Consider the following 24861-nt stretch of genomic DNA (forward strand, 5'->3'; position numbering starts at 1 on the left):
CCTTCTCGGTCGCGCGGTGGGGCGCGCCCCCGCTGGGCGCCCCCCCCCTCCGGCCCCCGCGACCGGCGGGCGACAAGCGGCGACCGGCTACCGGCTACCGGCTACCGGCGGGCGGCTACCGGCTACCGGCTACCGGCTACCGGCTACCGGCTACCGCTGGGCGGCGGCCTGGTGCAGATGGCGGCTCACATCGCCGACCAGGGTGATCCTGACCCGCCGTTCGGCGAACCGCCAACGGCCGTCGACGCGTTCGAAGCGGTCCTGGTAGCGCCCGGCGGCGATGGGCTGCAGCGGCAGCTCGGGCAGGGCCTGCAGCACGGTGACGTACGAGCGCGCGGCCGCCGTCCCCGCCTGCTCGTCCACCTCGACGGCGAGGTTGCTGACCACGTGCTGGGTGCGCGGCGTGCCGTCCGCGTAGACGATCACCGCGTCCCGGAACATCCGCTCGATCGCCTCGCGCCCGCGCACCGGCCCGCCGCTTCCGGTGAAGACGGCGTCGGCGAGCAGCTCGCCCAGCCCAGCGAAGTCGCCGTCGTCCACCAGCTCGGCGTAGCGCGCGATCAGGTTCCCGATCGCCCGGTGTCCGACCGCCGGCTCCCCTGGCGCACCGTTCGCCATCGACACCACTCCCCCTCGTGCAGTCATCCGAGCCCTCCCCGGCGGACGCCGACGACCGCCGACGACCGCGGACGGGCGGCCCGACGGGCTCGTGATCCGGATCGTCCCTCTGCCCGGCGGTGCTGTCAAAGCGGTCGGACCGGCCCTACCGCGGGCGTTCCAGGACCAGTTCGGTCCAGCTCACGTCCTGGCGTCCGTGCAGGTCGGGGCGTTCGCCGCGGTGGAGCAGCCGCAGGCCGTGGGTCTCGGCCAGGGTGACGGTGGGCTCGGCCGGGAGGTCGAACATCCGGCGACCGGGCGGGACCGGCCCGTGCCGCAGGGTGAGGGCGAGCCGACCGCCGGGGGCCAGCAGCCGGGCCACGGCGGCCATCGCGGGCGGGCGCTCGGCGGGGGCGAGGTGCATCCACACCGCGGTGATCAGGACGAGGTCGAAGCGTTCGCCCTCCGCGCTCAGGCCGGGCAGGGCGGGCAGCGCGTCGGCGACCCACCGTACGCCGGAGTCGGCATGCAGCCCTTCGCCGAGGGCGCGCAGTTGGGGTGTCGGCTCGGCCGCCACCACCCGGTGGCCGAGCGCCGCGAGGGCGGCCGCGTCGCGGCCGGTGCCGGCGCCGATGTCCAGGACGGCGGCGGGCGGGGCCGGGTAGAGGTGCAGCAGTGCGCGGTGGACCTCGGTGAAGTCCACGCTCTCGTACTGGACGGCGAGTTGTGCCGCTGCCTCGCCGTACCCGGCCGTGCCCGCCGGGGCGCTCATTAGAGGACCATCCCTTCTGCAGCCCTCTTGGGTAGGGCTGTGACCTCTCGGTCCCGGTGGGTGCATGGCCAAGGGCGCGAGCCGTTCGACGGCCAGCGTGAGTTATGCCAGCCCCGCCGGGCCGAGGCCGTCTGATCGGCATCAGGGACACGCCCCGCGGAGGGCCGATTAATGAGCTCCCGGCAGACGACCTCACCACCGGGCAGGTGCTCCGTCGACGTCACAGGAGTACGACCTTCGTGTTCATCGGATGGGACTGGGCGACCGAGACCCACGACGTCACCGTCATGGACAACTCCGGTACCCGCGTGGACCGTTGGGAACTGGCACACACCGAGCAGGGCATCGAGGCGACGCTGGCGCGCCTTCGCCGGCACGGCGATCCGGCCGATCTGCCGGTGGCGATCGAGACCACTCGCGGCCTGGTGGTGGACCGGCTGCTGGCCGCCGGCCACCCGGTGGTGCCGGTGCACCCGAACGCCTTCCACGCGATGCGCCCGCGCTGGGGCGCCTCCAAGGCCAAGACGGACGCCGGCGACAGCCACAAACTCGCGGACTACCTGCGCACCGACGGCCACCAGCTGCGGCGCCTGGTCCCGACCGATCCCAGGACCCTGGAACTGCAGGCCCTCACCCGCCAGCGTGCCGACCACATCGAGGCGAAGGTCGCCGCCGTCAACCAACTCGACGCCCAGCTCGATCAGCTGTGGCCGGGCGGCAAGGCCGTCTTCGCCGAACGCGACAGCGACATCGCGCTGGAGTTCCTCGACCGCTACCCGACCCCGCAGGCCGCCGCCAAGCTCACCCCGGCGAAGCTGGAGGCGTGGTGCAAGCGGCGCGGCTACTCGGGCCGCCGCTCCGGCAAGGACCTGATCGAGCGCATGCGCTCCGCCCCGACCGCCGCCACCCGCCTCGGCGAGGCCACCGTGGCGACCCTTGTCCGCGTCCAGGTCCAGCTCGTGCGGGGCATACGCGCCACGATCCGCGAGCTCGACCGGGCGATCGCCGACGCTGTCGAGACGCATCCCTACGCGCCGCTGCTGGCCGCCATGCCCCGCATCGGCAAGATCAACCTCGGGCAGATCATCGGCGAACTCGGGCCGATCCTCGAACGTGCCGAGTCCTGCGAGCAGTTCATCGCCGAGGCCGGCGTCGTCCCGGTCACCCGGGCCTCCGGCAAGTCCCGCGCCGTGACCTTCCGCGTCGCCACCAACCGCCGGGCACGCATCGCGATCACGACGTTCGCCGACAACAGCCGGCACGGCAGCGACTGGGCCGCGAAGATCTACAACGACGCCCGGGCCCGCAAGAAGCGACACCCGCATGCCGTTCGCATTCTCGCCCGGGCTTGGCTGCGGGTGACCTGGGCCTGCCGACGCGATGGCACCTGCTACGACCCCGTCACCCACCAGGCCAACAGCAAGACCGAAACGGCTTCCGAGCCGGCCCTGGCGGCATAGGGGTTGACTCAGGAAACTCACGCCGCCTCCCGGACGACCACCGCGTCACCGGCGGCGGCCGCGCCCGCGAAGAAGTCCCGCAGGTCTCGCAGGTCGTTGACGACCCGGCTGGCCCAGGACTCCGACCAGGGCGCCGCGGAGTCGAGTTGGGCGACCCTGCGGGCGAGCACCGTGTGCTGCTGGCGGACGAGTTCGCCGAGCGCGGAGTCCCGCAGGAAGGTGAAGGCGGCGGCGACCTGTTCGGGGCGCAGCACCAGCATCTCGTCTCCGCTCTCGCGGTGGGCGCCTGCGTAGACGGGCAGCCGGGCGGCCGGGTCGGGGTGCAGGCCGTTCTCGGTGAGCGCGAGTTCCATCAGGACGGCGGTCTGCCGCACGCCGAGGGCGAGTCCGGCTTCGACCAGCCGGTCGTAGTCGACGTCGCGGCTCCGGGGCACCAGTTCGCCGAGTTCCTCGGCTGAACAGGCGTCCACGGCCTGACCCGGCAGGCGACGCCAGAAGTGATCCACGCTCACCCGGAAAGCGTAGCGAACGGCGGGCCCGGCGATCGGTGACCGCGGGCCCGTCTCAGCATTCGGGCTGCGTCGGGATCCGAAGGGCGGGGTTCAAGCCTCGCCGGGGTGCCAGGCCGGCCATTCCCAGGGGCGGTCCGCCCAGTGCACCTTGGCGGGGTCGCGCGGGTCGAGGCCGGGGAAGAGCTGCTGGATGCGGGGTTCGAACTCCTCCGGGGCGAGCGGCTCCCAGCCGTGGCCCTCGAAGTGGACGAGGCGGTAGCGGCTGTCGGTCCGGAACTCGGCGATCTCGACCGGGTGTGCGGACGTGCTGGTGGTATCCATGACCCCCAGCATGTGGCGCGACGGCAATCAGCGCCCGCTCAGACCCCTCTTCCGGGTCATGTCCCGGCGTCGGCGCGCTCGTTGAGCACGGAAAGGTACGGCGGGGGCGGCGCTGGAAGGACGATCACATGACTGGGCAGCCCACCGGAGAGCAGTGGCAATGGCCGTCGAACGCCTGGCAGCCCCCTCCGGTCCCCGTTCCGGCGCAGGCCGGGCCGCCTCCGCCGGGGCCGCCGGCGGGGCCGGGCCAGGGGCCGGACCAGGGACCGCCGCGCCGTTCGCGGAAGGTCTGGGCGGCGACGGCGGGCGGGACGCTGGTGCTGCTGGCCGCGGTGCTGGTGATGTGCGGGCCGGGTTCGGGCGATGACCTCCGGGTGGTGGCGGTGCCGGGGGCCTCACCGACGGCGTCCCCCTCGGACCTGCTGCCGGTCGTCCCGCCGGGCGGCACGCCCTCGCCCTCCCCGGGACCGTCGCCCGCGCCGTGGGGCACCCTGCCGGTCGGCGGTACTCCGGCCGCGGCCTCCGGCGGGGCGGCCTCCGGAGCGGCGACCTCCGGCGGGGCGGAGCAGGCCGAAGCCCAGCACGCCTCGACCGGGGCGCACCCCAGGCCTGGTCGCGGATCGCACCCGGGTGCGAGCGGACACCCGACCCCGAGCGCGGGCCCGGGCGCGCCGGGGATCCCGTCGCTCGGCCCGGGCACGATCTGCGACCAGGCCGAGCGGGTCGGCCGCTGGCCGGCCGGTTCGGAGCAGGCCCGGATCTGCCGCGGCGTGTACGGCTGACCCGCGCCAGGGGCCGCCGCGCGCCGGGAGCGGCCCCGCACCGGCCCCGCACCGGCCCCACGGCGGAACCAGCACCCCCCCACGCACCGGCGTCGCACCGGCCCCGCACCGGCCCCGCACCGGCCTCACGACGTTCCCAGCAGCCCCTTGTCCAGCCGGGGCGCCAGCACCCGGGCCAGGGTGTCCGTGATGTGCCCGGTGTCCCGGTAGAGCACCACGCCCTCCAGGACGGCCGGGCAGTCCGGCCCGCTGCCCGGGCAGAGCACCGGCCCGAGGTCGAGGGTCCGGACGCCGTAGCGGGCCGCGAGGCCACCGTCGAGCAGCGGGTCGGGCTCGAAGGCGGTCTCACGGGGGAAGAAGCAGGCGTCGGAGCGGCCGTCGGAGGCGGCCAGGCAGGTGGGGATGTCCTTGCCCGGCATCGGGGTGTCGCCGAGGTAGGCGAGCGGGGCGCCGATCGCGGTCAGCCGGTCCAGGGTGCGGGTCCAGCCGGCGGTGCGCTCCTCCTGGCTGCCGTAGCGGTTGAGTCCCGCCATCAGGACCAACCGGGGCTTGGGCCCGGAGGTGAGCCGGGTGAGGGTGTTCTCGCGCCAGCGGTCGCATTCGTCGTAGGTGCGGCCGAGGACGTCGTTGCGCACGGTCAGGGTGGCCAGCGGGCAGCCCGGCTTGACCAGCACCTCCAGCGCCCAGTGCCGCTGTTCGGCCAGTTCGAGCCCGGCGGAGATCCACTGTCCGGCGTGCGAGTCGCCGAGCAGCACGATCCGGTCGGGACTGTCCTGGTTGCCGAACAGGCAGCGCGGGCTGGCGTCGGCGTTGAGCGGGATCTCGCAGCCCTTGCCGGGCGGGAAGTCCTCCCGGGCGCGGGCGAGCGAGGGGGTGAGGCCGAGCACCCGGGTGCCGGGGGCGAGCAGGGCGGGTCCGTCCACGGCTCCGGCGGGTGCGGCGGCCGGGGTGTCCGCGGTGCCGCCGAGCGCGCGGACGGTGCCGCCGCCCAGGGTGAGGGCGGCGATCAGCGGGATGACCAGGGCGCTGGCGCCGACGGCGAGGCCGCGCCGGGGCGCCGGGCTGCTGCCGTACCGCAGCGGCTGCTCGACCAGGCGCAGGGTGAGCCAGGCGGGCAGGGCGCTGGCGGCGGTCAGGGCGAGCAGCACCGTCCAGGGCAGCTGGCCGTACCGGGCCTGGGCGATGGTGAGCACCGGCCAGTGCCACAGGTACCAGGCGTACGAGAGGCGGCCGGCGGCGCGCAGCGGGCGGGTGGCGAGCAGTCCGCGGACCGCGCGGTCGGCGGGGGCGGCGAGCAGCAGGGCGGCGGTGCCGAGGACGGGCAGCAGGGCGGCCGCGCCGGGGAAGGGCGTGTTGCGGTCGAACAGCAGGACCGCCGCGAGGACGGCCGCCAGGCCCGCCCAGCCGAGCAGGCGCAGCGCCCCGGTCAGGGCGCGCCCGGGGGTGCGGGCGGCGAGGGCGCTGCCGAGCAGGGCGGCGCAGGCGCCGGCCGCGAACTCCCAGAGCCGGCTGCCGGTGGAGAAGTAGGCGAGCGGCGCGGAGGTGGCCGTCCAGCGCAGGCAGAGGGCCAGGGAGGTGCCGCCGATGGCGAGGGTGGCGAGGGTGATCGCCAGGGTGCGGCGGCGGCCGTGCAGGTAGCGGGCGAGGCCGAGCAGCAGGACGCCCCAGAGCAGGTAGAACTGGTTCTCCACGCCGAGGGACCAGAAGTGCTGGAGCGGGCTGGGGTCGCGTTCGGCGGCCAGGTAGTCGGTCTGTTGGCCGACGAAGCGCCAGTTGGCGAACTGGCCGGCGGCGGCGATGAGGTCGCGGGCGAGGTCGGTGCCGCGCAGCGGGTCGAGCAGGGCGCCGCCGGCGGCCGCGGTGGCGACCAGCACGGTGGCGGCGGCGGGCAGGATGCGCCGGGCCCGGCGGGCGGCGAAGTCCCACAGGCCGATCGGGCGGCCGGTGAGCAACCCGGTGATCAGGAAGCCGGAGATGACGAAGAAGACGTCGACCCCGACGAAGCCGCCGGCGGGGCCGGGGACGGCGGCGTGGAAGGCGAGTACGGAGAGCACGGCGATGCCGCGAAGCCCCTCGATGTCGGGGCGGAAGGCGGTGCGCCGGCGGGGTTCGCCGGTCGGCGCCACCTCGGCGGTGCCGGAGGCGGAGGTCCGGTCGGTTCCGGCGGCGACGGCCTGCCGGTCCAACCGGACGGCTCCGGGCAGCAGTTCGGCGGAAGGGGACGTGGAAGACGTCGGTGGTACGGCCGTTGACACGGCGGTGCTCCTTGCTGGGCTGGCAGCGGTGGTCGGGCCGGCCGGGCCGATGGGGCGGCCGGGCGGCGGGGTCCGCGCCGGTGGGGCGACGCGCAAGGAAACGCAGCGTTGGACAGTGGGTCGGGTTCTGGAGTGCCGGCTCTTGGAAGGCCGGTGCCAGGGGCCCGTTCCGGAAGGTCGGGCTTCAGAAGATCAGCGGATCGGCCCAGCCGGAGGCGAGCACCCCGCACAGCAGCAGCACGGCGGTGAGGGCGACGGCCTCCGCCTGCCCGAAGCCGAGGTCGGAGCGGCGCCGCACCGGCGCGGCGACCTCGCCGCCCTTGCCACCGGCCCCGCCGAGCAGCGGCCACAGGGCCCTGATCAGCGGGATCATGCTGTACGCGGTGAGCCCGAGCAGCGCGGTGAGCGCCCAGAAGGGCCGCCAGCCGTACTCCAGCGCGGCGCGCACCAGTCCCACCCCGCCGGCCAGGACGACGAAGCCGAGCCAGCCGACCCCGAGCCGGGCGACGCTTCGGGCCAGGGACGTCCCGCCGGAGACGGCGCCGGTGGGCACCCAGTCGGCGGAGCGGCGGCGCAGCGCGTGGGCGATGGCGATCACGTGGCAGAGCCCGCCCAGGAGTTGGACCCGGGTGACCTCGAAGCGCCAGCGGGTGCGGGACATCGCGGGCAGCAGGACGAGGGCGACCCAGATCGGCGGCAGGAAGGGCAGCACCTGCCAGGGCTGGATCTGCTCGGGGGCGAAGAACAGCATGATCAGCGCGGGCAGCGGCACGGCGAACACGTTCACCGCGCTGGTGAGGTAGCCGAGGATGCCGTTCCAGAAGCAGAGCCGGGCCGACCGCGGGAGCGGTCCCCGGCGGAAGTCCGGGTCACGGACGAGGGCCAGGGAGCCGAGGCACCAGCGGTACTGCTGGCTGATGAAGGCGGGCAGGCCGGTGGGCGACATGCCCTTGGCGACCAGCGCGGGGACGTAGCGGGTGCTCCAGCCGGCGCGGGCGAGGGCGAGGCCGGTGTAGAGGTCCTCGCTGTGGTCGATCTCGGCGAAGCCGCCGATCCGTTGCAGGGCGGCGCGTCGGTAGAGCGCGTTGGTGCCGCAGCAGACGGTGCCGTCCTGGGCGTCCCGGGAGGGCTGGATCCAGCGGTAGAAGATCTCCTGGGTCGCTCCCGCGGCGCGTTCGAGCCAGGACATGTCGGCGTCGGTGTCGAAGCACTGCGGGCTCTGCACGATGCCGACCCCGGGGTTGTCGAGGTAGGGCACCAGGTGGTGCAGGAAGTCGGGGCGGGGGCAGAAGTCGGCGTCGAGCACGGCGACGATCTCGCCGTCGCCCTCGGCCAGGCCGTGGTTGAGGTTGCCGGCCTTCTTGAACCGGCCGCGGTCGGGGCGGGCGCGGTACTGGAAGCCGTAGGAGCGGGCGAGTTCGCGCACCTCGGGGCGGTCGGCGTCGTCGAGGACCAGGACGGTGAGCTCGCCGGGCCACTGGACGGCGGCGGTGTGCCGGTAGGCGTTGTCCAGGACGGCCAGTGGTTCGCCGGCGGTGGGCAGCAGCAGGTCCACGCTCGGGTGGCGGGCGGGGTTCCAGGCGCGCAGCAGCAGGTCGTGCGAGTCACGGGTGAAGCGGCGGGCGCGCTGGCCGTCGGTGAGCGAGAGCAGCCAGGTGACGGCGTTGAGCACGGTGAGCACCAGGAACGGCCAGAGCAGCGGCTTGCTCAGCGCGAACAGGCCGAGAGTGGCGGTGGCTCCCGCGTAGGAGAGGGTGGCGCAGAGCAGCACCCAGCGGCGCTGCGGGCCGAAGTACCAGTAGAGCTCCTGGTCGTCGGGCGGGCTGGGGAGTCGGAGGTCGGGGTCCGCGGGTATCCGGCGCGGACCGGTGGCGGGTGCGGGCATGGCGGTGCCATGGAGTACGGGCATGCGGAGAAGGCCCCCCTGGGCATCGGACGGAACTTTGCCGTTCGACCACAGCCTCTCACATTGGTCTGGACCAATCATGAACGAGGTATGACATCTCCGCATCGCCCCAGCTCAGCGACTTGAGGTCGCGTCAGACTGACGCCGGACCGTCAAACGATCAGTTCACCGGCCCTCCAGGCACCTCCCTCAGACCGCCTTCAGCTCCTTGATCAGCCGCTCGAAACGGAGATCCGGCCGGCGCGGGATGCCGAACCGCTCGTCCCCGTACGGGAAGGGGCTGTACTCGCCGGTCCGGCGGAAGCCACGCCGCTCGTACCAGGCGATCAGCTCCGAGCGCTGCTCGATCACCGTCATCTCCATCACGCCGACGCCCCACTCCTCGCCCGCCAGCCGCTCCGCCCGGGCCAGCACCGCCCGGCCGATCCCGCCGCCCTGCAGGCCCGGCCGGACCGAGAACATCCCGAAGTAGGCGCGGTCGCCGCGCCGTTCCAGCTGGCAGCAGGCGAGCAGTTCGCCGTCCCGCTCGGCCAGCAGCACCAGGCCGTCGGCGTGACCGACGGCCTCCGCCACGGCCTCGGCGTCGGTCCGCTGCCCGCCCAGCAGGTCCGCCTCGCTGGTCCAGCCGGCCTTGCTGGTCTCGCCCCGGTAGGCGGACTCGACCAGCGCGACCAGGGCCGGGACGTCGGCGAGGGTCGCGGTGCGGAAGTCGGGCTCCCCGCTGGGCTCGGCAGCGGGCCCGGTGGCGGGCCCGGTGGTGGTCTCGGACATGGTGGTTCCTCCTCGGCAGACCTCGGCGGACGTCGGAAGACGTCGACTTCCGGGGCATGCTGCCACAGCACACGGCGGGCCGATCGATCCGGCCCGGAGCGCGGCCGGTCGAGGCCGGAAGCCGACCAGGTGGCCCTCACCGATCAGCCGCACCACTGCAGGGCCCAGCGCGAACCGCCGCCGCGACAGGCCCGCTCACACCGCGCTGAACGGAACGGGCCAGCGGCGCATGTGCGTGGGCAGGGTCAGTAGCGAGTCACCGAGGCCGTACATCAGGTCCTCCGCCGACAGCAGACCGGCCGCCTCCCGCTGCGTCTCGGTGAGGAGATCGACCGGCAGCGGCGTGCGTCCGGCCAGGAACGTGGCGATCAAATCCGGGTGGTCGAGCATCAGATGGACGTCACGCTCCGCCCGGGCGTCCTTGACCGTGATGAACCCCGGCCCCCGCCTGAAGTAGCACAGCCCGTACCGGAACGCCTCCTCCCAGGCTCGCCGGCGGTCGGCCGTGAGCCCGGCGATCCTGCTCGGCGGCCAGAGGTGGCGCAGCGGCGCGGTATCGAGCTCGCTGCCGCCGGTGGCCGTCCACCGGACCGCCACGCCCTCCTCCAGGCAGACCCGCAGGAACGCCAGGAACGCCAGGGTGGCACCTGGGTCCCCACCGAGGTCGACCTCGTCGTGCACGAGGATGGCACCGCGCTCCACCGTGGCGCCGTGGCCGGGGTCGTGTCTCCGCAACAGCTCTGCCGCCCGGTCACCGAACACCGCCGTCACGCGTTTCCCTCCCACGACTCCGGGACGACGCGCGCCGGGAGGTCCCGCACCGCCAGTGCCACGGCGTCCTCCCCGTCGCGATAGACGAGCCCGAGTCCCGCCAGGCGCACCAGCGCCGCGGCCACCTCCTCCTCCGACGCCCGCCATCCCCGCTCGGCGAGCGCCCGGTGCACGGACCGCGGGGTACGGACCCGCTCGGTGAGCCGGTACACGGCAGCGTCCAGACCGCGCAGTAGGTGGTCGCGCGCCGACCAGCCGTGCCTGCGGTCGGCGATCCGCAGCTCGCCGTCGGCGTCGGCCACCACCACCAGGGACGAGGCGGCGTGCGCGGCCTGCCACGCCTCGACCGCTCGGTGGAGCCGTGCCTCGGCCTCGCCCCGGATCCCCTGCGGCGGTGTGTCGAACAGGTAGACCAGGTCCGCCAGTTCCTCCGGAGGCAGATCGTAGATGTGGTCGTACACGCGGGACGGGGTCCGCTCGGCGAACCCCAGCTCCGGGCGTTCGAAATTCGGGCTGAATCGTTCCAGCGCTATGCGTATCGTGCCGCCCGGCGGCTGGAGGTGCACCAGCGCGGGCATCTGGTCGATCACGGCCCGGTAGTCCGCGTCGCGCTCCCCGGGGAAGCCGTAGAGGTAGTTCCAACTCACCGTCAGGCCGCGCTCGTGGCAGTCGCGTAGCAGGCGCACGTTCCGGGCACCGCCGACACCCTTGTCCATGAGGTCGAGCACCCGGGCGTTGAGGCTCTCGATGCCCGGCTGGATGTGCACCACCCCGGCTGCCGCGAGCAGGTCGAGCTGGTCGGGGCGGAGATTGGACTTGACCTCGTAGTGCACGCGCAGGTCCCAGCCACTGGCGGCCATCCGCGGCAGCAGGTCACCGAAGTAGCCCATGTCCATGATGTTGTCCACCATCACCAGGTCCAGGATGCGGTGGCGCTCGACCAGGTCGGACACCTCCTGCCACACGGCGTCGGCGTCCTTGCTGCGGAAGGCGATGGCCGAGCCGTTGAGCCCGCAGAAGGTGCAGTGGTGCTTCTCCCCCCACCAGCAGCCGCGCGCTCCCTCGACTGCGAGCTTGGGCTCCACGAAGGTGCGCGTCGGCGATGCCTCCAGGGCGCGCTGCCAGTCGGTGTAGTCGGGGGCGGGGATCAGGCCGGGCGGGACCTGCGCGGCGCTCTCGGGGTTCGCCACCGGCCGGTCGCCGTCCCACCAGCACAACCCTGGAACGTCGAGCGGCCGGGTGGCCGCGGCGACCTGGCCCAGCAGCGCCGGGAAGGCCAGTTCGCCCTCGCCCCGGACGGCGAAGTCGACGAAGCGGTGGTTGCGGTGCAGTGCCGCGCCCATCGGTCCGTCGCAGTTCGCTCCGCCCATGACGGTCCGCACGTCGGGTCGCCGCCGCTTGAGCAGCCGGGCGACCGCGAGGCTCGGCACGTTCTGCATGAACGTGGTGGTGAACCCCACGACGTCCGGGTCCGCGCTCAGGATCTCGTCGACGACCTGCTCGACGAAGGGGCGCGCGAAGGGGCGCATCCTGCGCACCACCTCGATGTCGACGCCACTGGCCTTGGCGTAGTGGTCGAGCTCGAACTCGCGCCAGTGGTCGTCGTCGTAGAGCACCCCGGCGAACACCCAGTCCCCCAGCCCGTGGTGCAGGCCGGTCTCCGCGACGTGGGTGTAGTCGTGCGGGGTGAGGTCCCCACCGCTCTCGGCGAGCAGGAACGCGGCCCAGTCCATCGCCGCGTGCACCTCGGAGACCTCGGCTTCCGGCCGGGTCAGTGCCACGCGGCGGCGCAGGATGCCGATCGCCAGCGAGGGCAGCTCCAGCAGCTGCCACGGCATCGACACCAGGCTCAGCCTCACACTCCGCTCCCGCGTCGGGTCAGGTCGGGACCCCGCAGTGGGTGGGGCCCCGACCGTCGAACAGTCTGTCCTGGCTTCGGCTCAGTTCTCCCGGTCGGCGGACGAATCGACCCGGGACGGCGGAGCATCGATCCGGTAGGCCGGCGGGGCGTCGATCCGGTACGCCGGCGGCGCGTCGATCCGCGGAGTCGAGTTCGAAGCCCCGCTGCTCATCACGGTCTTGGTGATCTGCATCGTGGTCACCTCCTCTCCTACGGGCAGTGGCGCGCGACGACCCGGACGTTCACTCGCTTCCGGGCTCGCACGCCAAGTCACTGTAATCGGCAAATGGTTACTGGTGAATAGCCGCGCAGGGGGACGACCGATGCGCGTACAGCACGGTTCTGCACGGGTCTCGCCCGGGCGGCCTCGAGGACGGGTGCCGTCGCGGCGCCGATGAGGCGATCCCCGGCCCTGGCGCCGAGCTCGCCGGCGACGACCGGCTGAGCGCCCTCGCGCTCAGCTGATCCGGTGATCCGGTGATCCGGCAAAGCGGTTCGCCGGCGGCTCCCCGCGGGCCGGGGAGCCGCTCAGGGCGTGTCTGACAGTCCGCGTCGCGCGCCCGGAGGGAAGTGTCGGACCCGCCCTACGGCCGGTCGGTCAGCTCCGGCGCGAACACCGTGCCCAGCGGCTCCGGCCCCACGTACTGCTGGCAGTTGCACTGCCCGGGCTCGAAGCTCACCGGGCGGCGGTCGGCGTCCCAGGCGGTGGGCGTCTCGACCACCTCGTGGCAGCGGCCCTGCCGGTCGTGCTTGGCCAGGTGGTGGGTGCAGCCGCAGACCGGCTCGGGCGGCCGGTGGGCTTCCTCCAGGGCGAGGCGCCGCTGGTGCTGGGCGTCGAGCAGTTCGAGCTTGCGCTCGTGGCGGTCCTTGATGTCCCGGCGCACCCGGTTGACGATGTTCCCGCCCCCGTACAGGACGGCGGGCGCCAGCCACCACAGGTCCCACAACGAGCTCATCGACGTCCCCCCAGCCTGCCGTTCTTCCGGACCAGATCATACGGCCGACCAGCGCGTACGGTGCTCGCGCGGCTGGCGCCGCCGTCCGGCTCAGCGGATGATCGGCAGCACCGGCGTCGAACTGCGGCCCGCCGCCGCTTCGATGAAGGTCACCGGGTCGGTGGCCTCGGCCAGCAGCGCACGGGTGAAGTGCAGCGCTCCCTCGGCCGGGGCCGGGCCGCCGACCGCCGCGATCAGGTCGAGCAGGTGGACGGTCGCCTCCATCAGCGCGACCTCGCCGAGCGCCCCCACCGTCACGGGCCCGAGCAGCGGGTGCGTCACCACCGTGTCGGGCGCGAGGTCCGCGATGCCGGCCAGGGCGGCCGGCCCCTCGGTGCCGAACCGGGCGATCAGCGCGGCCGGTTCGGTCGCCTTCGCGGCCTCCTTGGCCAGCTCGGCGACCTGGCCGGCGGCGGTGTGGGCGAGCCCGCCCGGCTGGTTGAACGTCCGCAGGATGTCCGCCCCGCCGGTCAGCCCGGCCGGGCCGTCGACCACGATGGCGCGCAACCCGGCGAACTGCTCCGGCACCGGCGCCACGTGGGCATAGAGGTCCCGCACCGTCCACTCGGTCAGCCGGGTGGGCCGGTCCCAGTCCGCCGCGCTCAGGGCCGCGCCGCGTTCCGCCCAGGACGACCAGGCCTCGGCCAACAGCTCGTTGACCCGGGTGTTCTGACTGCCCATCGTCTCCTCCTCGAACCACCGTCCACCGGAACGCCCCCACGCTACCTTCCACTCCGGAAGAAACCCCTTGCACCCCTGCGGCCCGGCCGCCACCATCGGCCCATGACCTACGCCTCCGCCCGCCCGCTGCCCCTGACCGCCGCCGCCCGCCCGGCCGCCGTCCAGCAGCAGCCCGGCCGCACCCGGAGGCGCGACCGCTCCCGCGGATGAGGGCCGCGCTGCTCGCGGGGCTGCTCGCCGGGTACGGCGTGGCCGTCCCGGTGGGGGCCGTCGGGGCCTACCTGGTGGCGCTCACCGCGCGGAGCTCACTGCGCACGGGGGCCTGCGCCGCCCTCGGCGTGGCCACCGCGGACGGGCTGTACGCGCTGCTCGCGGCCCTCGGTGGCGGCGGCCTCGCGCCGCTGCTGGCGCCGGTGGCCGGTCCGCTGCGGATCGCCTCGGCCGTGGTGCTGTTCGCCCTGGCCGTCCGCACCGCCGTCACCGCCCTGCGCGCCCGACGCTCCCCGGACACCCCGGGCACCCTGACGGCGCCGACCCCGCCCGGCCCGGTGCGCGCCTTCCTGACCCTGCTGGGGATCACCCTGCTCAACCCGCTCACCGTGCTCTACTTCGCCGCCCTGATCCTGGGCGGCGACGGCGGCTACACCGGCGACGGCCGGGCCGGCGGCGCCTCGGGCCCGCTCGCCCGGGCGGTGTTCACCCTCGCCGTCTTCGTTGCCTCCGGGAGCTGGCAGCTGCTGCTCGCCTCCGGCGGCGCCCTGCTGGGCCGCTCCCTGACCGGTGCCCGCGGCCGGCTGTGGACCGCCCTCGGCTCGGCCGCCCTGGTCGGCGGGCTCGCCCTGCGGCTGCTGCTGGGGTGACCTCGGCGGCAGCCGACGGTGGCGAGTCGGGTCGGTCGGGTCGGTTCGGCTCGGTCGGGTCGGTTCGGTCGGGTCGGTTCGGTTCGGTTCGGTTCGGTTCGGTTCGGTTCGGTCAGATCCTGGCGCCGAGCATCCGCAGCACCAACTCGCCGTAGCGGCGGCCGAGTTCCTCCGGGGTCTCGGAGGAGCGCTCGGTGTACCAGCGGGAGACGTCGATGCCCAGCGAGGTGACCGCGCGGGCCGCCGTGCGCACCTCGGAGACCTGGAACTCCCCGGCCGCCGCGCCCGCCTCGATCAGGGTGCTGACCTCGCGCTCGATGTCCAGGCGCAGCGCGGCGACCAGTGCGTAGTCGTCCTCGGGCAGGGCGTGCAGTTCGTAGTTGACCACCCGGCCGACGGTCCGGGCCCGGGCGTGCCAAGCGGTGAACTGCTCGACCAGTCGCCGCATCCGCTCCGCCGGGCCGCCGTCCCCGGCCGCCGCCTCCCGCACCAGGGTGAGGGTGGCGGCGTGCCCGGCCCGGCTGATCTCGGCGAGCAGGGCGGCCTTGGACTGGTAGTGGATGTACAGCGCGGCGGGGCTCATCCCGGCCGCGGTGGCGATGTCCCGGGTGGTGGTGGCGTGGAAGCCGCGCTCCGCGAACGACTCGACGGCCGCCTGGAGCAGCCGGTACGCCGCCTCGGGGCGGGTGTCGGCGCCGGGCAGGGTCGGCCAGAGGTCGGCGATGGGCGTGCTGGTCATGGCGTCATCCTCGCAGAGAACTCGTACAGGCTTTCCCGTCGGCCGTCCGGCGGCGGGGGCGGGGCGGGGGGCCGGTCGGACTGTTGACAGGCTCCCCCACCGACACCATGCTGAGCAAGCGCTTAGTCAGCAACCCCGGATTGATCTGCGAACCCGGATCGATCAGCGCACCCCAGACCGTCAGCAATCCAGAGCAGGGCAGACCGGAAAGGCAGGACCCTCCGTGGTGCACTCCTTCAAGGGCCGGGTGGCCGTCGTGACCGGATCGAGCCGCGGCATCGGCCTCGGCATCGCCCGGGAACTCGTCGACCGAGGCGCCAAGGTCTGCCTCACCGCCCGCAACCCCGAGCCGCTCGCCGAGGCCGTCCGCGACCTGGGCGGCCCGGACAACGCGATCGCCGTCGCGGGCAAGGCCGACGACCCGGCCCACCAGGAGGAGGCGGTCACCCGCACCCTGGAGGCCTTCGGACGGCTCGACCACCTGGTCAACAACACCGGCATCAACCCGGTGTACGGGCCGGTCCTGGAGACCGACGAGGCCGCCGCCGCCAAGATCTTCGCCGTCAACGTGCTCGGCCCGCTGGCCTGGACCCGCCGGGCGCACGCCGCCTGGATGGGTGAGCACGGCGGCTCGATCGTCAACGTCGCCTCGATCGCCGGCATCCGCGCCTCGCTCGGGATCGGCATGTACGGCGTCAGCAAGGCCGCGCTGATCCGGCTCACCACCGAACTGGGCGCCGAGCTGGGCCCGCAGGGCATCCGGGTCAACGCCGTCGCCCCGGCCGTGGTGAAGACCAGGTTCGCCGAGGCGCTGTACGAGGGCCGGGAGGAGAAGGTCGCCAAGGCCTATCCGCTGGGCCGGCTCGGCGTCCCCGAGGACGTCGCGGGCGCGGTGGCATTCCTGCTCTCCCCCGAGGCCGGCTGGATCACCGGCCAGACCCTGGTGGTGGACGGCGGGGTCACGCTCGGCGGTGGCATGTGACGGCCGACCTGAAGGGCCAGGGCGTGGTGGTCACCGGCGCCGGCCGGGGCATCGGCGCGGCGCTGGCCCGGGCCTTCGCCGCGGCCGGTGCCCGGGTGGTGGTCAACGACCTGGACGCCGGGGCCGCCCACGCGGTCGCCGCGGACTGCGCCGGCACCGCCCTGCCCGGCGACGCCGCCTCCGCCGCCGGTCTGGCCGCCCTGGTCGACCGCTCCCGCGCGGAACTCGGCGAGATCGACCTGTGGTGCGCCAACGCCGGCGTCGCCCCGATCGGCGGCGCCGACGCACCGGCCGCGGCCTGGGCGAGCGCCTGGGAGGTCAACGTGATGGCCCACGTCCGGGCCGCCGAGCTGCTGCTGCCCCGCTGGCTGGAGCGCGGCCAGGGCCGCTTCCTGGCCACCGTCTCCGCCGCCGGGCTGCTCACCATGCTCGGATCGGCGCCGTACGCGGTCAGCAAGCACGGCGCGCTCGCCTTCGCCGAGTGGCTCTCCGCCACCTACCGCCACCGCGGCGTACGGGTGCACGCGCTCTGCCCCCAGGGGGTGCGCACCGACATGCTGGCCTCCACCGGCGCCGTCGGCGAGGTGCTGCTCGCGCCGACCGCGCTGGATCCGGAGGCCGTCGCCGAGGCGACGCTGGACGCGCTGCGCGAGGACCGATTCCTGATCCTGCCGCACCCGGAGACCGCCGAGTTCTACCGCACCCGGGCCACCGAGCCGGACCGCTGGATCTCCGGGATGAACCGGCTCCAGCAGGGCCTGGAGCAGGGCGGGGCGCTGTGAGGGCCTGGCAGGTGCACGAGCTGGGCGAGCCGGCCGCCGTGCTGCGGCTGGCCGAGGAGGTCGCCCGGCCGGTGCCGGGCCCGGGGCAGCTGCTGGTCCGGGTCCGGGCGGCGGCGGTGAACTTCCCGGACGCGCTGATGGTGCGCGGGCAGTACCAGGTCCGTCCGCCGCTGCCGTTCACCCCGGGCGTGGAGCTGTGCGGCGAGGTCGCCGAGGGCGCCCGGCGGGGTGAGCGGCTGATCGGCAACCCGGTGCTACCGCACGGCGCCTTCGCCGAGTACGCGCTGCTGGACGCCGCGGCGGCGTTCCCGGCGCCCGAGGCGCTGGACGACGCCGAGGCGGCGGCGCTGCACATCGGCTACCAGACCGCCTGGTTCGCCCTGCACCGCCGGGCCCGGCTGCGGGCCGGGGAGACCCTGCTGGTGCACGCGGCGGCCGGCGGGGTCGGCAGCGCGGCCGTCCAGCTCGGCCGGGCCGCCGGGGCCCGGGTGGTCGCCGTGGTCGGCGGGCCCGCGAAGGCCGACGCGGCCCGGGCGCTCGGCGCCGACCTGGTGGTGGACCGCACCGGTGCGGACTTCGTCGCCGCCGTCAAGGAGTTCACCGGCGGGCGCGGCGCGGACGTGGTCTTCGACCCGGTCGGCGGCGACGCCTACACCGGCTCCACCAAGTGCGTGGCCTTCGAGGGCCGGATCGTGGTGGTGGGCTTCGCCGCCGGGAAGATCCCGGCACCGGCGCTCAACCACGCCCTGGTGAAGAACTACGCGATCCTCGGCCTGCACTGGGGCCTCTACAACACCCACGACCCGCGGGCGGTCCGCGCCGCCCACGACCAGCTGACCGAGCTCGCCGACCAGGGCGTGGTCCGTCCGCTGGTCAGCGCCCGGGTGCCGATGGCCGAGGCCGCGGCGGCCGTCCAGCTGGTCGCCGACGGGCGCAGCACCGGGCGGATCGCCGTCCTGGGCGACTGAGTTCATGGGCGCCTGGGTTCAGGCGTGGGGCTACCGCCCCGTGATGACCTCCAGGGCCGGGCGCGGCCGGCGGCCCAGCAGCGCCGCCAGGTCGCCCGGCCCGCCGGGCCCGGCCAGGAAGCCGTGCGCGATCGCCGAGTAGGTGCCCACCAGCATCGGCACCTGGAAGTCGGAGGCGTCCGAAGCCGCCAGTACCGCCCGGGCCTGCGCGAGCCGGCCCGGGCGGTACTCGGCACCGAGCGCCTCGGCCAGCTCCGCGCCGCCCACCGCCTCCTCCCCCACCAGCTCGTACGTCCGCCCCGCGTGCCCGGCCGGCGCCAGGGCCACGTTCACCGCCGCCTCGGCGAGGTCCGCCCGGGCCACCGCGGCCAAGCGGCCGGCCCCCAGCGGTGCGGTGATCACCCCGTCCGGGCCGGGCGCGGCGATCGCGGCCAGCAGTTCCGCGTAGAGGCCGTTGCGCAGCACCGTCCAGCGCAGCGTGCCGGACGCGCGCAGCCGCCGCTCCGTCCACCGGTGCGCCAGCGCGTACGGCAGGTGGTCGCCGTCGCCGGACAGGCTGGTGTAGACGACGTGCTCGACGCCCGCCCGCTCGGCCGACTCGATCGCGGCGCCGTGCCGGGCGATCACCACGTCGTCCTCGGCGGCGCCGGCCGAGATCAGCAGCAGGGTCCGCACCCCCGCGAAGGCCTCGGCCAGGGTCTCCGGCCGGTCGAAGTCCACCAGCCGGACGGGTACTTCGGCCGCCACCCGCTCCGGCGTCCGGCTCCCGGCGACGACGCCCTCCCGGGCGCCGAGCCTCTCCAGTACGAGGGTGCCGAGGCCTCCGTTGACACCGGTGACGAGCAGCATGGTTCTCCTTGGGACGTGCGGTCTCTGGGGACGGCTCCATCCTCGGTAGCCTGGGCGTCCGGCGTAAGGAGGCACTTCCATGTCAGTAGCGCACACCGCGGTAACCACCGCCCCCCGCCCGGTCGTCTGGTGCGAGGACGACGTGGACTGCGGGATCCGCGACCTGCTGAACCGGCTCGGCGACAAGTGGTCCGTGCTGGCCGTGGTCGAACTCGCCCAGGGCGTACGGCGGTTCCGCGAGCTGCAACGCGCCCTGCCGGGCATCTCGCAGCGGATGCTGACCCTGACGGTGCGCCGGCTGGAGCGCGACGGCCTGGTCTCCCGCACCGTCCACCCGACCGTCCCGCCCCAGGTGGAGTACGAGCTGACGCCCCTCGGGCACAGCCTCACCCACCTGGTGCGGGCGATGGTCGACTGGTCCTACTCCCACCACGACGCGATCGTGACCTCCCGACAGCAGTGGGACGAGGCCAACCCGGGCTCCGAGATCCGCTGAGCGGACGCCCGCCCGGAGGCCGGCGGGCACGACCGCGTGCCTCAGCCCGACCGCCGCACCGCGATGACGTTGTCGGTGACGGTCGCGCTCCGCCCCTGGGGGCCGGTGGCGGTGCGCTGCGGCGCGTGGCAGCGCTCGGTGTGCCAGCCGGCGCCGAGCCGCAGCTCGGCGAGGGCCTCCTCGGGGGCGGGGAAGCGCACGTCCTGCCCGGCCTGCCAGGACCAGGGGGCCACCGAGGCGTGGTCCACGACGATCAGCAGCCCGCCCGGCGCCACCGCCGCCGCGGCGCGGCGCAGTACGGCGGCCCGGGGGAGCTCGACGGGCGTGTGGAAGTAGCTCGCGCCGACCAGGTCGAAGGCGCCCTCGGGGAAGCTCCGCGCCAGGTCGTGGCGGGCGGGGTGGACCAGCGCGGCCACCCCCTCGGCCCGGGCCCGGTCGGCGACCCGGTCCAGCGCGGTGGCGGCGATGTCGACGGCGGTGACGTCCCAGCCGAGGCCGGCCAGCCAGAGCGCGTCGCCGCCGTGCCCGCAGCCGAGGTCCAGCGCCGTGCCGGGCTCGGGCGCGAGGGCGGTGACCAGCTCCGCCAGGACGGCGTTGGGCCGGGTGCCCCACTCGGCGTCCAGGCCGGCGTAGTGGGTCTCCCAGAAGGTCGCGGGGTCGCTGTCGGTGTGCATCGGGGGCCTTTCGTCAGGCGACGTGGTTCGCGGCCGGCATCGCGCGCCGGCCCGGCTGCCACCGACGGTGCCGCGCGCCCTGCCGGGCTTGCAACGCCCCGTGCCGTTTCGGCAACCTGAGCGGCGTGGACCACGCGAAGAAGGACGTCCTGGCCGCCGTCGGCCCCCGGCTGCGCGAGCTGCGCCGCCGGCGCGGGATGACCCTGGCGGACCTCGCCGAACGGACCGGCATCAACGAGAGCACCCTCTCCCGGCTGGAGGGCGGCACCCGCAAGCCCACCCTGGAGCTGCTGCTGCCGCTCGCCGAGGTGCACGCCGTCCCCCTGGACGACCTGGTCGGCGCGCCGCGCACCGGGGACCCTCGCATCCACCTGCGCCCGGTGGTCCGGGACGGCATGACGTACGTGCCGCTCAGCCACCCCGGCGGCGTCCAGGCCCACAAGCTGCTGATCCCGCCCCGGCCCGGCACCGAGCCGGAGTTGATGACCCATGAGGGCTTCGAGTGGGTCTTTGTGCTCTCCGGCCGGCTGCGGCTGCTGCTGGGCGACCAGAGCCTGGTCCTCCGGGCGGGCGAGGCCGCCGAGTTCGACACCCACGTGCCGCACTGGCTCGGCCCGGACGGCGAGCGGACGGTCGAACTCCTCGTCCTCTTCGGCCACCAGGGCGAGCGGGCCCACCTCCGGGCCCGCACGCCCTGATCCCGCCGCTACCGCTCGTAGGTCATCTCCGGGAAGCGCGCCGAGGGCCCGTCCAGCAGGTGGTCGTCGTGGCCGCGCAGCCAGCGGTCGAAGAACGACGCGACGTACGAGCGGGTGGCCGACACCGCGCGGTCCGGGCGGACGTCGCCGACGTCGTCGGTCAGCTGCGTCCCGCTGATCGCGCCCTGCCGGGCGAGTTGGGGCAGCAGGGACTGGGCGTCGGTGTAGGAGCCGTGCCGGGAGCCGGTGAGGGTCACGTCGGCGTGCCAGCCGGTGCTGTGCTGCCACAGGGCGTCCCAGCCGGGCTGCTGGTGGTAGCTGCCGGAGTCGGGGTTCTGGGTGCCCATGAGCAGGAAGGGCCGGGTCAGGCCGTCCTGGGCGACGGTGGGCAGGAAGACGCCGGTCCGGCCGTCCGGGCCGGGGAAGTGCAGCTGGCCGTCGAGGTTGACGCCGACCTTGAGGCGCGGGTCGTCGTGCATGGTCTGGAGGGCCGCGGAGCCGCCCCCGGAGTGGCCGACCATGCCGATCCGGTCGAGGTCGAGGGAGGCGGCGAGGCCGGTCGGCAGCTGCCGGTCGCGGCGCAGCCCGGAGAGCTGGTCCAGGACGAAGCGGGTGTCGTCGACCCGGCTCTGCAGCATCTTGCGCAGGAGGGCGCCGATGTCGAGGCCGGGCTGGGTCATCAGCGCGGGGAAGACGGAGGTGGCGAGGTCCCCGTCGGGGAAGGCGACCTCGGAGGCCTCGTAGGTGTGGTCGACGGTGACGACGACGTAGCCGCGCGAGGCGAGGTCCTCCACCAGGCCGGTGCCCCAGGTGCGCGGGTCGCCGAAGCCCGCCTCGTACAGCACGACGGGCCGCTTGCCGCCCGGCAGGGCGGGCGCGTCGGCGCGGGCGTGGGTGCGGATGCCCGCCCAGTCGGTGCGGCCGGGTTCGAAGCCGTTGTTGCTCTGGCCGACGCTCCCGGCGCTGCCGAAGTGGTCGGCGGCGGCGGGGAGCATGTACGGCGCGCGGTCGTCGCCGGTGGGGGGCCGGGTGGTCGGGTACCAGAGGCTGATCATCAGCCTGCGGTGCTGCCCGGGCTTCCAGGGGTCGTCCCGGGCGTCGTCCGTGAGCTGGAGGGACGTCGTGCCGATCGGGTACGGCCCGGTGGGCTGCGGCAGCCAGGCCCTGGCCTGCCGCTGCCCGCCGCCGTCGGCCGGCGCCGCCAGCGCCCCCGGTGCGCCGACCACGCCCAACGTCGCCGTCGCCGCCAGCAGTACCGCCGCCACGGCCCGTCCCCGCCTGCTCATCGCTGTCTCCTCGTCCTGATCGGTCACGGAGGAGACGCTACGGGCGGAGCGGGGGCCGGGCCGTCATACCCGGGAGCCAACTCCCCCTGAGTACCCGGGTATCACACCCCTACGGTGCCGGGCCCTCGGGGAGCTGCCAGCCCCGCCGCGGGAGAGGGATGTCTCACACGGTCGGCGAGACCTCCGGCGCGCCCCGGCACACGGCGACCCGGAGGGTCAGCGGTACTGCTTGAGCTCCCGCCGCGCCAGCGAGCGCTTGTGCACCTCGTCCGGCCCGTCGGCGAGCCGCAAGGTGCGGTTGCCGGCCCACAGTTGGGCGAGCGGGGTGTCCTGGCTGACCCCGGCCGCGCCGTGCGCCTGGACGGCCTTGTCGAGGATCCACTCCACCGTGCGCGGCGTGGCGATCTTGATGGCCTGGATCTCGGTGTGCGCACCCCGGTTGCCGACGGTGTCCATCAGCCAGGCCGTCTTGAGCACCAGCAGCCTCAACTGCTCGATGCGGACCCGGGATTCGGCGATCCAGTCCTGCACCACGCCCTGCTCGGCCAGCGGACGGCCGAAGGCCACCCGCTCGTTCGCCCGGCGGCACATCAGCTCCAGCGCCCGCTCGGCGAGACCGATCGCCCGCATGCAGTGGTGGATCCGGCCGGGCCCCAGCCGGGCCTGGGCGATGGCGAAGCCGCCGCCTTCCTCACCGATCAGGTTCTCGACCGGGACGCGGACGTCCTCGAACAGCACCTCGGCGTGACCGCCGTGGTCGGCGTCGTCGTAGCCGAAGACCGTCATACCGCGCTTGACGGTGACGCCCGGGGTGTCGCGCGGCACGATCACCATGCTCTGCTGGCGGTGCGGGGCGGCGTCCGGGTCGGTCTTGCCCATCACGATGAACAGCTTGCAGTCCGGGTTCATCGCCCCGGTGATGTACCACTTGCGGCCGTTGATCAGGTACTGGTCGCCGTCCCGCTCGATCCGGGTGGCGATGTTGGTCGCGTCCGAGGAGGCCACCTCGGGCTCGGTCATCGCGAACGCCGAGCGGATCTCGGCGTCGAGCAGGGGGCGCAGCCAGCGCTCCTTCTGCTCGGCGCTGCCGAACTGGGCGAGGAGTTCCATGTTCCCGGTGTCGGGGGCGGCGCAGTTCAGGGCGGGCGGGGCCAACTGGATGCTGCGGCCGGTGATCTCGGCGAGCGGGGCGTACTGGAGGTTGGTGAGGCCGGCGCCGTGCTCCCCGGGAATGAACAGATTCCAGAGGCCCTGCTTGCGGGCCTCCGCCTGGAGGTCGGCGACCACCGGCGGGACGCTCCACGGCTCGCGGGCCGGGTCGGCGAGCTGCTGGGCGAGGGTGGTCTCGGCGGGGTGGACGTGCTCGGCCATGAAGGCGAGCAGCTGCTCGCGGAGCTCGTTCGTCCGGGCGTCGTACGCGAAGTCCATGGTTCTTAGCCCTCCTTGAGGGTGCTCAGGCCGTGCCGGGCGAGGATCGGGGCCATCTCACCGGCGCGCTCGAAACCGGCGCCCAGGGTGCGGCCCTGCTGGAAGCGGAAGTGGATGCCCTCGGCGACGGCGGCCAGCTTGAACGAGGCGAAGGCCACGTACCAGTCCAGGTCGGCGGCCTGGCGGCCGGTCAGTTGGGCGTAGTACGAGACGATCTCGTCGGCCTTGGGGAAGCCGGGGGCGGCCATCGCGGACGGGATGATGCCGCCGCCCACACCGGCGAGTTCGGTGTACATCACGAGGAGGCCGATGTCGGTGAGCGGGTCACCGAGGGTGGACATCTCCCAGTCGAGGACGGCGGTGATGGCGTCGGTGCCATCGACGAGGACGTTGTCGAGCCGGTAGTCGCCGTGGACGAGGGCGGGGGCGGGCGAGATGGGGAGGCGCTCGGCGAGCAGGGCGTGCAGCCGGTCGAGGTCCGGGAGATCGCGGCTGCGGGAGTTCTCCAACTGGGTGGACCAGCGGCGCAGCTGGCGCTCCAGGTAGCCGTCGGGGCGGCCGAAGTCGGCCAGGCCGACGGTGGCGGGGTCGATCTTGTGGAGGGCGGCGAGGGTCTCGACGAGCTGGCGGCCGAGGGCGGTGACCCGGTCCTCGCCGAGGGCGACGAGGGCCTTGCGGGAGCGGTGGGCGACGCCGTCGACGTGCTCCATGAGGTACCAGGGGGCGCCGAGGACGTCGGTGCCGTGGTCGATGAGGAGCATGTCGGGGACGGGGACCTCGGTGTTCCGGAGGGCCGACATGACCCGGTGCTCGCGGCCCATGTCGTGCGCGGTGGCCAGGACGTGCCCGAGCGGCGGGCGGCGGAGGACCCAGCGGGAGCGGCCGTCCGAGAGGACGTACGTGAGGTTCGAGCGGCCCCCCTCGATGAGGTCGGCCCGCAGCGGCCCGTGGAGGAGGCCGGGGAGCTCCGCGTCCAGGTGGGAGCGGAGCCGGGCCAGATCCAGTCCGGGCGGGTCAGCGGGGGTCTCGGCCATCGAGCGGCTCCTCGGGGAAAGCGGATCATTGACTAAGCGCTTGCTTAGCATTCAACGGAGGAGGGGCCCTGTCAATGCCGCGAGCCCCTGGACCGGCCGGTCCGGGGGCTCGCGGGAGGGGGAATGAGGAGGTCAGACGTCGCCGAACTCGCCCGAGACGGTCGCGGCAATGAAGGACGCCCAAGCCGCGCCCCGGAAGACGAGCACGGGCCCCTCGGGATCCTTGGAGTCACGGACGGGGACAACGCCGACGATGTCAGGCGAGACTTCCACGCAGGAGCCGCCGTTACCGGAGTACGACGACTTGAACCAGGAAGCGCGAGACAGGTCTGGGCGGGTCAT

The 24861-nt window shown here is 74.3% G+C and carries 27 protein-coding genes; 8 read left to right on the plus strand and 19 right to left on the minus strand.

Annotation, left to right across the window (positions count from 1 at the left end; all coding sequences use genetic code 11):
- Positions 1-150: 150 nt before the first annotated feature.
- Both ACFWIS_RS26970 and ACFWIS_RS26975 read right to left on the minus strand, forming a co-directional pair.
- Positions 151-645, minus strand: a complete 495-nt coding sequence (locus ACFWIS_RS26970) for a nuclear transport factor 2 family protein (protein WP_380457446.1) — start codon at positions 643-645, stop codon at positions 151-153.
- A 118-nt stretch (positions 646-763) separates the two neighbouring features.
- Positions 764-1369, minus strand: coding sequence for a class I SAM-dependent methyltransferase (locus ACFWIS_RS26975; RefSeq protein ID WP_380457444.1), 606 nt, complete (start codon positions 1367-1369; stop codon positions 764-766).
- A 239-nt stretch (positions 1370-1608) separates the two neighbouring features.
- On the opposite strand from ACFWIS_RS26975, the gene ACFWIS_RS26980 reads away from it, so the two are divergent.
- The gene (locus ACFWIS_RS26980; RefSeq protein WP_380457442.1) at positions 1609-2829 is read left to right on the plus strand and encodes an IS110 family transposase; all 1221 of its coding nucleotides are present in this window, start codon (positions 1609-1611) and stop codon (positions 2827-2829) included.
- A gap of 17 nt (positions 2830-2846) precedes the next feature.
- On the opposite strand, the gene ACFWIS_RS26985 is transcribed toward ACFWIS_RS26980, so the two are convergent.
- Both ACFWIS_RS26985 and ACFWIS_RS26990 read right to left on the minus strand, forming a co-directional pair.
- Positions 2847-3341, minus strand: a complete 495-nt coding sequence (locus ACFWIS_RS26985; protein ID WP_380457440.1) for a hypothetical protein — start codon at positions 3339-3341, stop codon at positions 2847-2849.
- A 90-nt stretch (positions 3342-3431) separates the two neighbouring features.
- Positions 3432-3662: a hypothetical protein gene (locus ACFWIS_RS26990; protein WP_380457438.1), complete on the minus strand. Its 231-nt coding sequence runs from the start codon at positions 3660-3662 to the stop codon at positions 3432-3434.
- A 128-nt stretch (positions 3663-3790) separates the two neighbouring features.
- Between ACFWIS_RS26990 and ACFWIS_RS26995 the strand changes: the two genes are divergently transcribed.
- Entirely contained in the window at positions 3791-4444 is a 654-nt protein-coding gene (locus ACFWIS_RS26995; RefSeq protein ID WP_380457436.1) for a hypothetical protein, read from the plus strand.
- A gap of 125 nt (positions 4445-4569) precedes the next feature.
- On the opposite strand, the gene ACFWIS_RS27000 is transcribed toward ACFWIS_RS26995, so the two are convergent.
- The 8 genes from ACFWIS_RS27000 to ACFWIS_RS27035 form a co-directional block, all read right to left on the minus strand.
- Positions 4570-6699, minus strand: coding sequence for an acyltransferase family protein (locus tag ACFWIS_RS27000; protein WP_380457434.1), 2130 nt, complete (start codon positions 6697-6699; stop codon positions 4570-4572).
- A 184-nt stretch (positions 6700-6883) separates the two neighbouring features.
- Positions 6884-8608 (minus strand): glycosyltransferase family 2 protein, encoded by a 1725-nt coding sequence (locus ACFWIS_RS27005; RefSeq protein ID WP_380457431.1) that lies wholly within the window; start codon positions 8606-8608, stop codon positions 6884-6886.
- A gap of 186 nt (positions 8609-8794) precedes the next feature.
- On the minus strand, positions 8795-9376 hold the full coding sequence (locus ACFWIS_RS27010) for a GNAT family N-acetyltransferase (RefSeq protein ID WP_380457429.1): 582 nt from the start codon (positions 9374-9376) through the stop codon (positions 8795-8797).
- Between the two features lie 195 nt (positions 9377-9571).
- Positions 9572-10147, minus strand: a complete 576-nt coding sequence (locus tag ACFWIS_RS27015) for a DUF5825 family protein (protein ID WP_380457427.1) — start codon at positions 10145-10147, stop codon at positions 9572-9574.
- Positions 10144-12006, minus strand: a complete 1863-nt coding sequence (locus ACFWIS_RS27020; protein ID WP_380457425.1) for a RiPP maturation radical SAM C-methyltransferase — start codon at positions 12004-12006, stop codon at positions 10144-10146. The genes ACFWIS_RS27015 and ACFWIS_RS27020 overlap by 4 nt, the downstream gene beginning before the upstream one ends.
- Positions 12007-12087: 81 nt before the next feature.
- A complete protein-coding gene (locus tag ACFWIS_RS27025) occupies positions 12088-12249 on the minus strand; it encodes a hypothetical protein (RefSeq protein WP_380457423.1) in 162 nt (53 codons plus the stop codon).
- A gap of 382 nt (positions 12250-12631) precedes the next feature.
- Positions 12632-13003 (minus strand): hypothetical protein, encoded by a 372-nt coding sequence (locus ACFWIS_RS27030; protein WP_380457421.1) that lies wholly within the window; start codon positions 13001-13003, stop codon positions 12632-12634.
- Between the two features lie 90 nt (positions 13004-13093).
- On the minus strand, positions 13094-13723 hold the full coding sequence (locus tag ACFWIS_RS27035) for a maleylpyruvate isomerase N-terminal domain-containing protein (RefSeq protein WP_380457419.1): 630 nt from the start codon (positions 13721-13723) through the stop codon (positions 13094-13096).
- A 206-nt stretch (positions 13724-13929) separates the two neighbouring features.
- Here ACFWIS_RS27035 and ACFWIS_RS27040 point away from each other — a divergent pair, with 206 nt between their 5' ends.
- Positions 13930-14583: a LysE family transporter gene (locus ACFWIS_RS27040; RefSeq protein ID WP_380457416.1), complete on the plus strand. Its 654-nt coding sequence runs from the start codon at positions 13930-13932 to the stop codon at positions 14581-14583.
- Between the two features lie 112 nt (positions 14584-14695).
- Here the strand turns inward: ACFWIS_RS27040 and ACFWIS_RS27045 are convergent, their stop codons facing one another.
- Complete coding sequence (locus ACFWIS_RS27045; protein ID WP_380457413.1) at positions 14696-15322, minus strand: TetR/AcrR family transcriptional regulator; 627 nt, start codon at positions 15320-15322, stop codon at positions 14696-14698.
- Between the two features lie 223 nt (positions 15323-15545).
- On the opposite strand from ACFWIS_RS27045, the gene ACFWIS_RS27050 reads away from it, so the two are divergent.
- From ACFWIS_RS27050 to ACFWIS_RS27060, 3 genes are read left to right on the plus strand one after another with little or no spacing between them, the layout of a single operon-like run.
- On the plus strand, positions 15546-16304 hold the full coding sequence (locus tag ACFWIS_RS27050) for an SDR family oxidoreductase (protein ID WP_380457411.1): 759 nt from the start codon (positions 15546-15548) through the stop codon (positions 16302-16304).
- Complete coding sequence (locus ACFWIS_RS27055) at positions 16301-17086, plus strand: SDR family NAD(P)-dependent oxidoreductase (protein WP_380457409.1); 786 nt, start codon at positions 16301-16303, stop codon at positions 17084-17086. Before ACFWIS_RS27050 ends, ACFWIS_RS27055 begins: the two co-directional genes overlap by 4 nt.
- A complete protein-coding gene (locus ACFWIS_RS27060) occupies positions 17083-18054 on the plus strand; it encodes an NADPH:quinone oxidoreductase family protein (RefSeq protein WP_380457407.1) in 972 nt (323 codons plus the stop codon). The genes ACFWIS_RS27055 and ACFWIS_RS27060 overlap by 4 nt, the downstream gene beginning before the upstream one ends.
- Positions 18055-18084: 30 nt before the next feature.
- Here the strand turns inward: ACFWIS_RS27060 and ACFWIS_RS27065 are convergent, their stop codons facing one another.
- Positions 18085-18903, minus strand: a complete 819-nt coding sequence (locus ACFWIS_RS27065) for an NAD(P)H-binding protein (RefSeq protein ID WP_380457406.1) — start codon at positions 18901-18903, stop codon at positions 18085-18087.
- A 79-nt stretch (positions 18904-18982) separates the two neighbouring features.
- On the opposite strand from ACFWIS_RS27065, the gene ACFWIS_RS27070 reads away from it, so the two are divergent.
- On the plus strand, positions 18983-19399 hold the full coding sequence (locus tag ACFWIS_RS27070) for a winged helix-turn-helix transcriptional regulator (protein ID WP_380457404.1): 417 nt from the start codon (positions 18983-18985) through the stop codon (positions 19397-19399).
- A 41-nt stretch (positions 19400-19440) separates the two neighbouring features.
- On the opposite strand, the gene ACFWIS_RS27075 is transcribed toward ACFWIS_RS27070, so the two are convergent.
- On the minus strand, positions 19441-20073 hold the full coding sequence (locus tag ACFWIS_RS27075; RefSeq protein WP_380457402.1) for a class I SAM-dependent methyltransferase: 633 nt from the start codon (positions 20071-20073) through the stop codon (positions 19441-19443).
- A gap of 125 nt (positions 20074-20198) precedes the next feature.
- On the opposite strand from ACFWIS_RS27075, the gene ACFWIS_RS27080 reads away from it, so the two are divergent.
- Positions 20199-20771: a helix-turn-helix domain-containing protein gene (locus ACFWIS_RS27080; protein WP_380457400.1), complete on the plus strand. Its 573-nt coding sequence runs from the start codon at positions 20199-20201 to the stop codon at positions 20769-20771.
- Positions 20772-20779: 8 nt separating this feature from the next.
- Here the strand turns inward: ACFWIS_RS27080 and ACFWIS_RS27085 are convergent, their stop codons facing one another.
- From ACFWIS_RS27085 to ACFWIS_RS27100, 4 genes are all read right to left on the minus strand, one after another.
- The gene (locus ACFWIS_RS27085; RefSeq protein WP_380457398.1) at positions 20780-22084 is read right to left on the minus strand and encodes an alpha/beta hydrolase family protein; all 1305 of its coding nucleotides are present in this window, start codon (positions 22082-22084) and stop codon (positions 20780-20782) included.
- A gap of 189 nt (positions 22085-22273) precedes the next feature.
- Positions 22274-23485 (minus strand): acyl-CoA dehydrogenase family protein, encoded by a 1212-nt coding sequence (locus ACFWIS_RS27090; RefSeq protein WP_380457395.1) that lies wholly within the window; start codon positions 23483-23485, stop codon positions 22274-22276.
- A 5-nt stretch (positions 23486-23490) separates the two neighbouring features.
- Positions 23491-24519, minus strand: a complete 1029-nt coding sequence (locus ACFWIS_RS27095) for a phosphotransferase family protein (RefSeq protein ID WP_380457393.1) — start codon at positions 24517-24519, stop codon at positions 23491-23493.
- 132 nt (positions 24520-24651) lie between these two features.
- On the minus strand, positions 24652-24861 hold the full coding sequence (locus ACFWIS_RS27100) for a DUF397 domain-containing protein (protein WP_380457391.1): 210 nt from the start codon (positions 24859-24861) through the stop codon (positions 24652-24654).

The sequence above is a fragment of the Kitasatospora sp. NPDC127060 genome, from assembly GCF_042724935.1.
In the GTDB taxonomy this organism is placed as follows: Bacteria; Actinomycetota; Actinomycetes; order Streptomycetales; family Streptomycetaceae; genus Kitasatospora.

Bases quoted from the DNA above. Each gene is read 5' to 3' on its own strand.
- ACFWIS_RS27045 (WP_380457413.1), bottom strand. From the start codon at position 15,322: ATGACCAGCACGCCCATCGCCGACCTCTGGCCGACCCTGCCCGGCGCC.
- ACFWIS_RS27070 (WP_380457404.1), top strand. From the start codon at position 18,983: ATGTCAGTAGCGCACACCGCGGTAACCACCGCCCCCCGCCCGGTCGTC.
- ACFWIS_RS27065 (WP_380457406.1), bottom strand. From the start codon at position 18,903: ATGCTGCTCGTCACCGGTGTCAACGGAGGCCTCGGCACCCTCGTACTG.
- ACFWIS_RS27010 (WP_380457429.1), bottom strand. From the start codon at position 9,376: ATGTCCGAGACCACCACCGGGCCCGCCACCGGGCCCGCTGCCGAGCCC.
- ACFWIS_RS27035 (WP_380457419.1), bottom strand. From the start codon at position 13,723: ATGGGCAGTCAGAACACCCGGGTCAACGAGCTGTTGGCCGAGGCCTGG.
- ACFWIS_RS27095 (WP_380457393.1), bottom strand. From the start codon at position 24,519: ATGGCCGAGACCCCCGCTGACCCGCCCGGACTGGATCTGGCCCGGCTC.
- ACFWIS_RS27100 (WP_380457391.1), bottom strand. From the start codon at position 24,861: ATGACCCGCCCAGACCTGTCTCGCGCTTCCTGGTTCAAGTCGTCGTAC.
- ACFWIS_RS27090 (WP_380457395.1), bottom strand. From the start codon at position 23,485: ATGGACTTCGCGTACGACGCCCGGACGAACGAGCTCCGCGAGCAGCTG.
- ACFWIS_RS26995 (WP_380457436.1), top strand. From the start codon at position 3,791: ATGACTGGGCAGCCCACCGGAGAGCAGTGGCAATGGCCGTCGAACGCC.
- ACFWIS_RS26990 (WP_380457438.1), bottom strand. From the start codon at position 3,662: ATGGATACCACCAGCACGTCCGCACACCCGGTCGAGATCGCCGAGTTC.
- ACFWIS_RS27030 (WP_380457421.1), bottom strand. From the start codon at position 13,003: ATGAGCTCGTTGTGGGACCTGTGGTGGCTGGCGCCCGCCGTCCTGTAC.
- ACFWIS_RS27005 (WP_380457431.1), bottom strand. From the start codon at position 8,608: ATGCCCGTACTCCATGGCACCGCCATGCCCGCACCCGCCACCGGTCCG.
- ACFWIS_RS26975 (WP_380457444.1), bottom strand. From the start codon at position 1,369: ATGAGCGCCCCGGCGGGCACGGCCGGGTACGGCGAGGCAGCGGCACAA.
- ACFWIS_RS27040 (WP_380457416.1), top strand. From the start codon at position 13,930: ATGAGGGCCGCGCTGCTCGCGGGGCTGCTCGCCGGGTACGGCGTGGCC.
- ACFWIS_RS26970 (WP_380457446.1), bottom strand. From the start codon at position 645: ATGACTGCACGAGGGGGAGTGGTGTCGATGGCGAACGGTGCGCCAGGG.
- ACFWIS_RS27075 (WP_380457402.1), bottom strand. From the start codon at position 20,073: ATGCACACCGACAGCGACCCCGCGACCTTCTGGGAGACCCACTACGCC.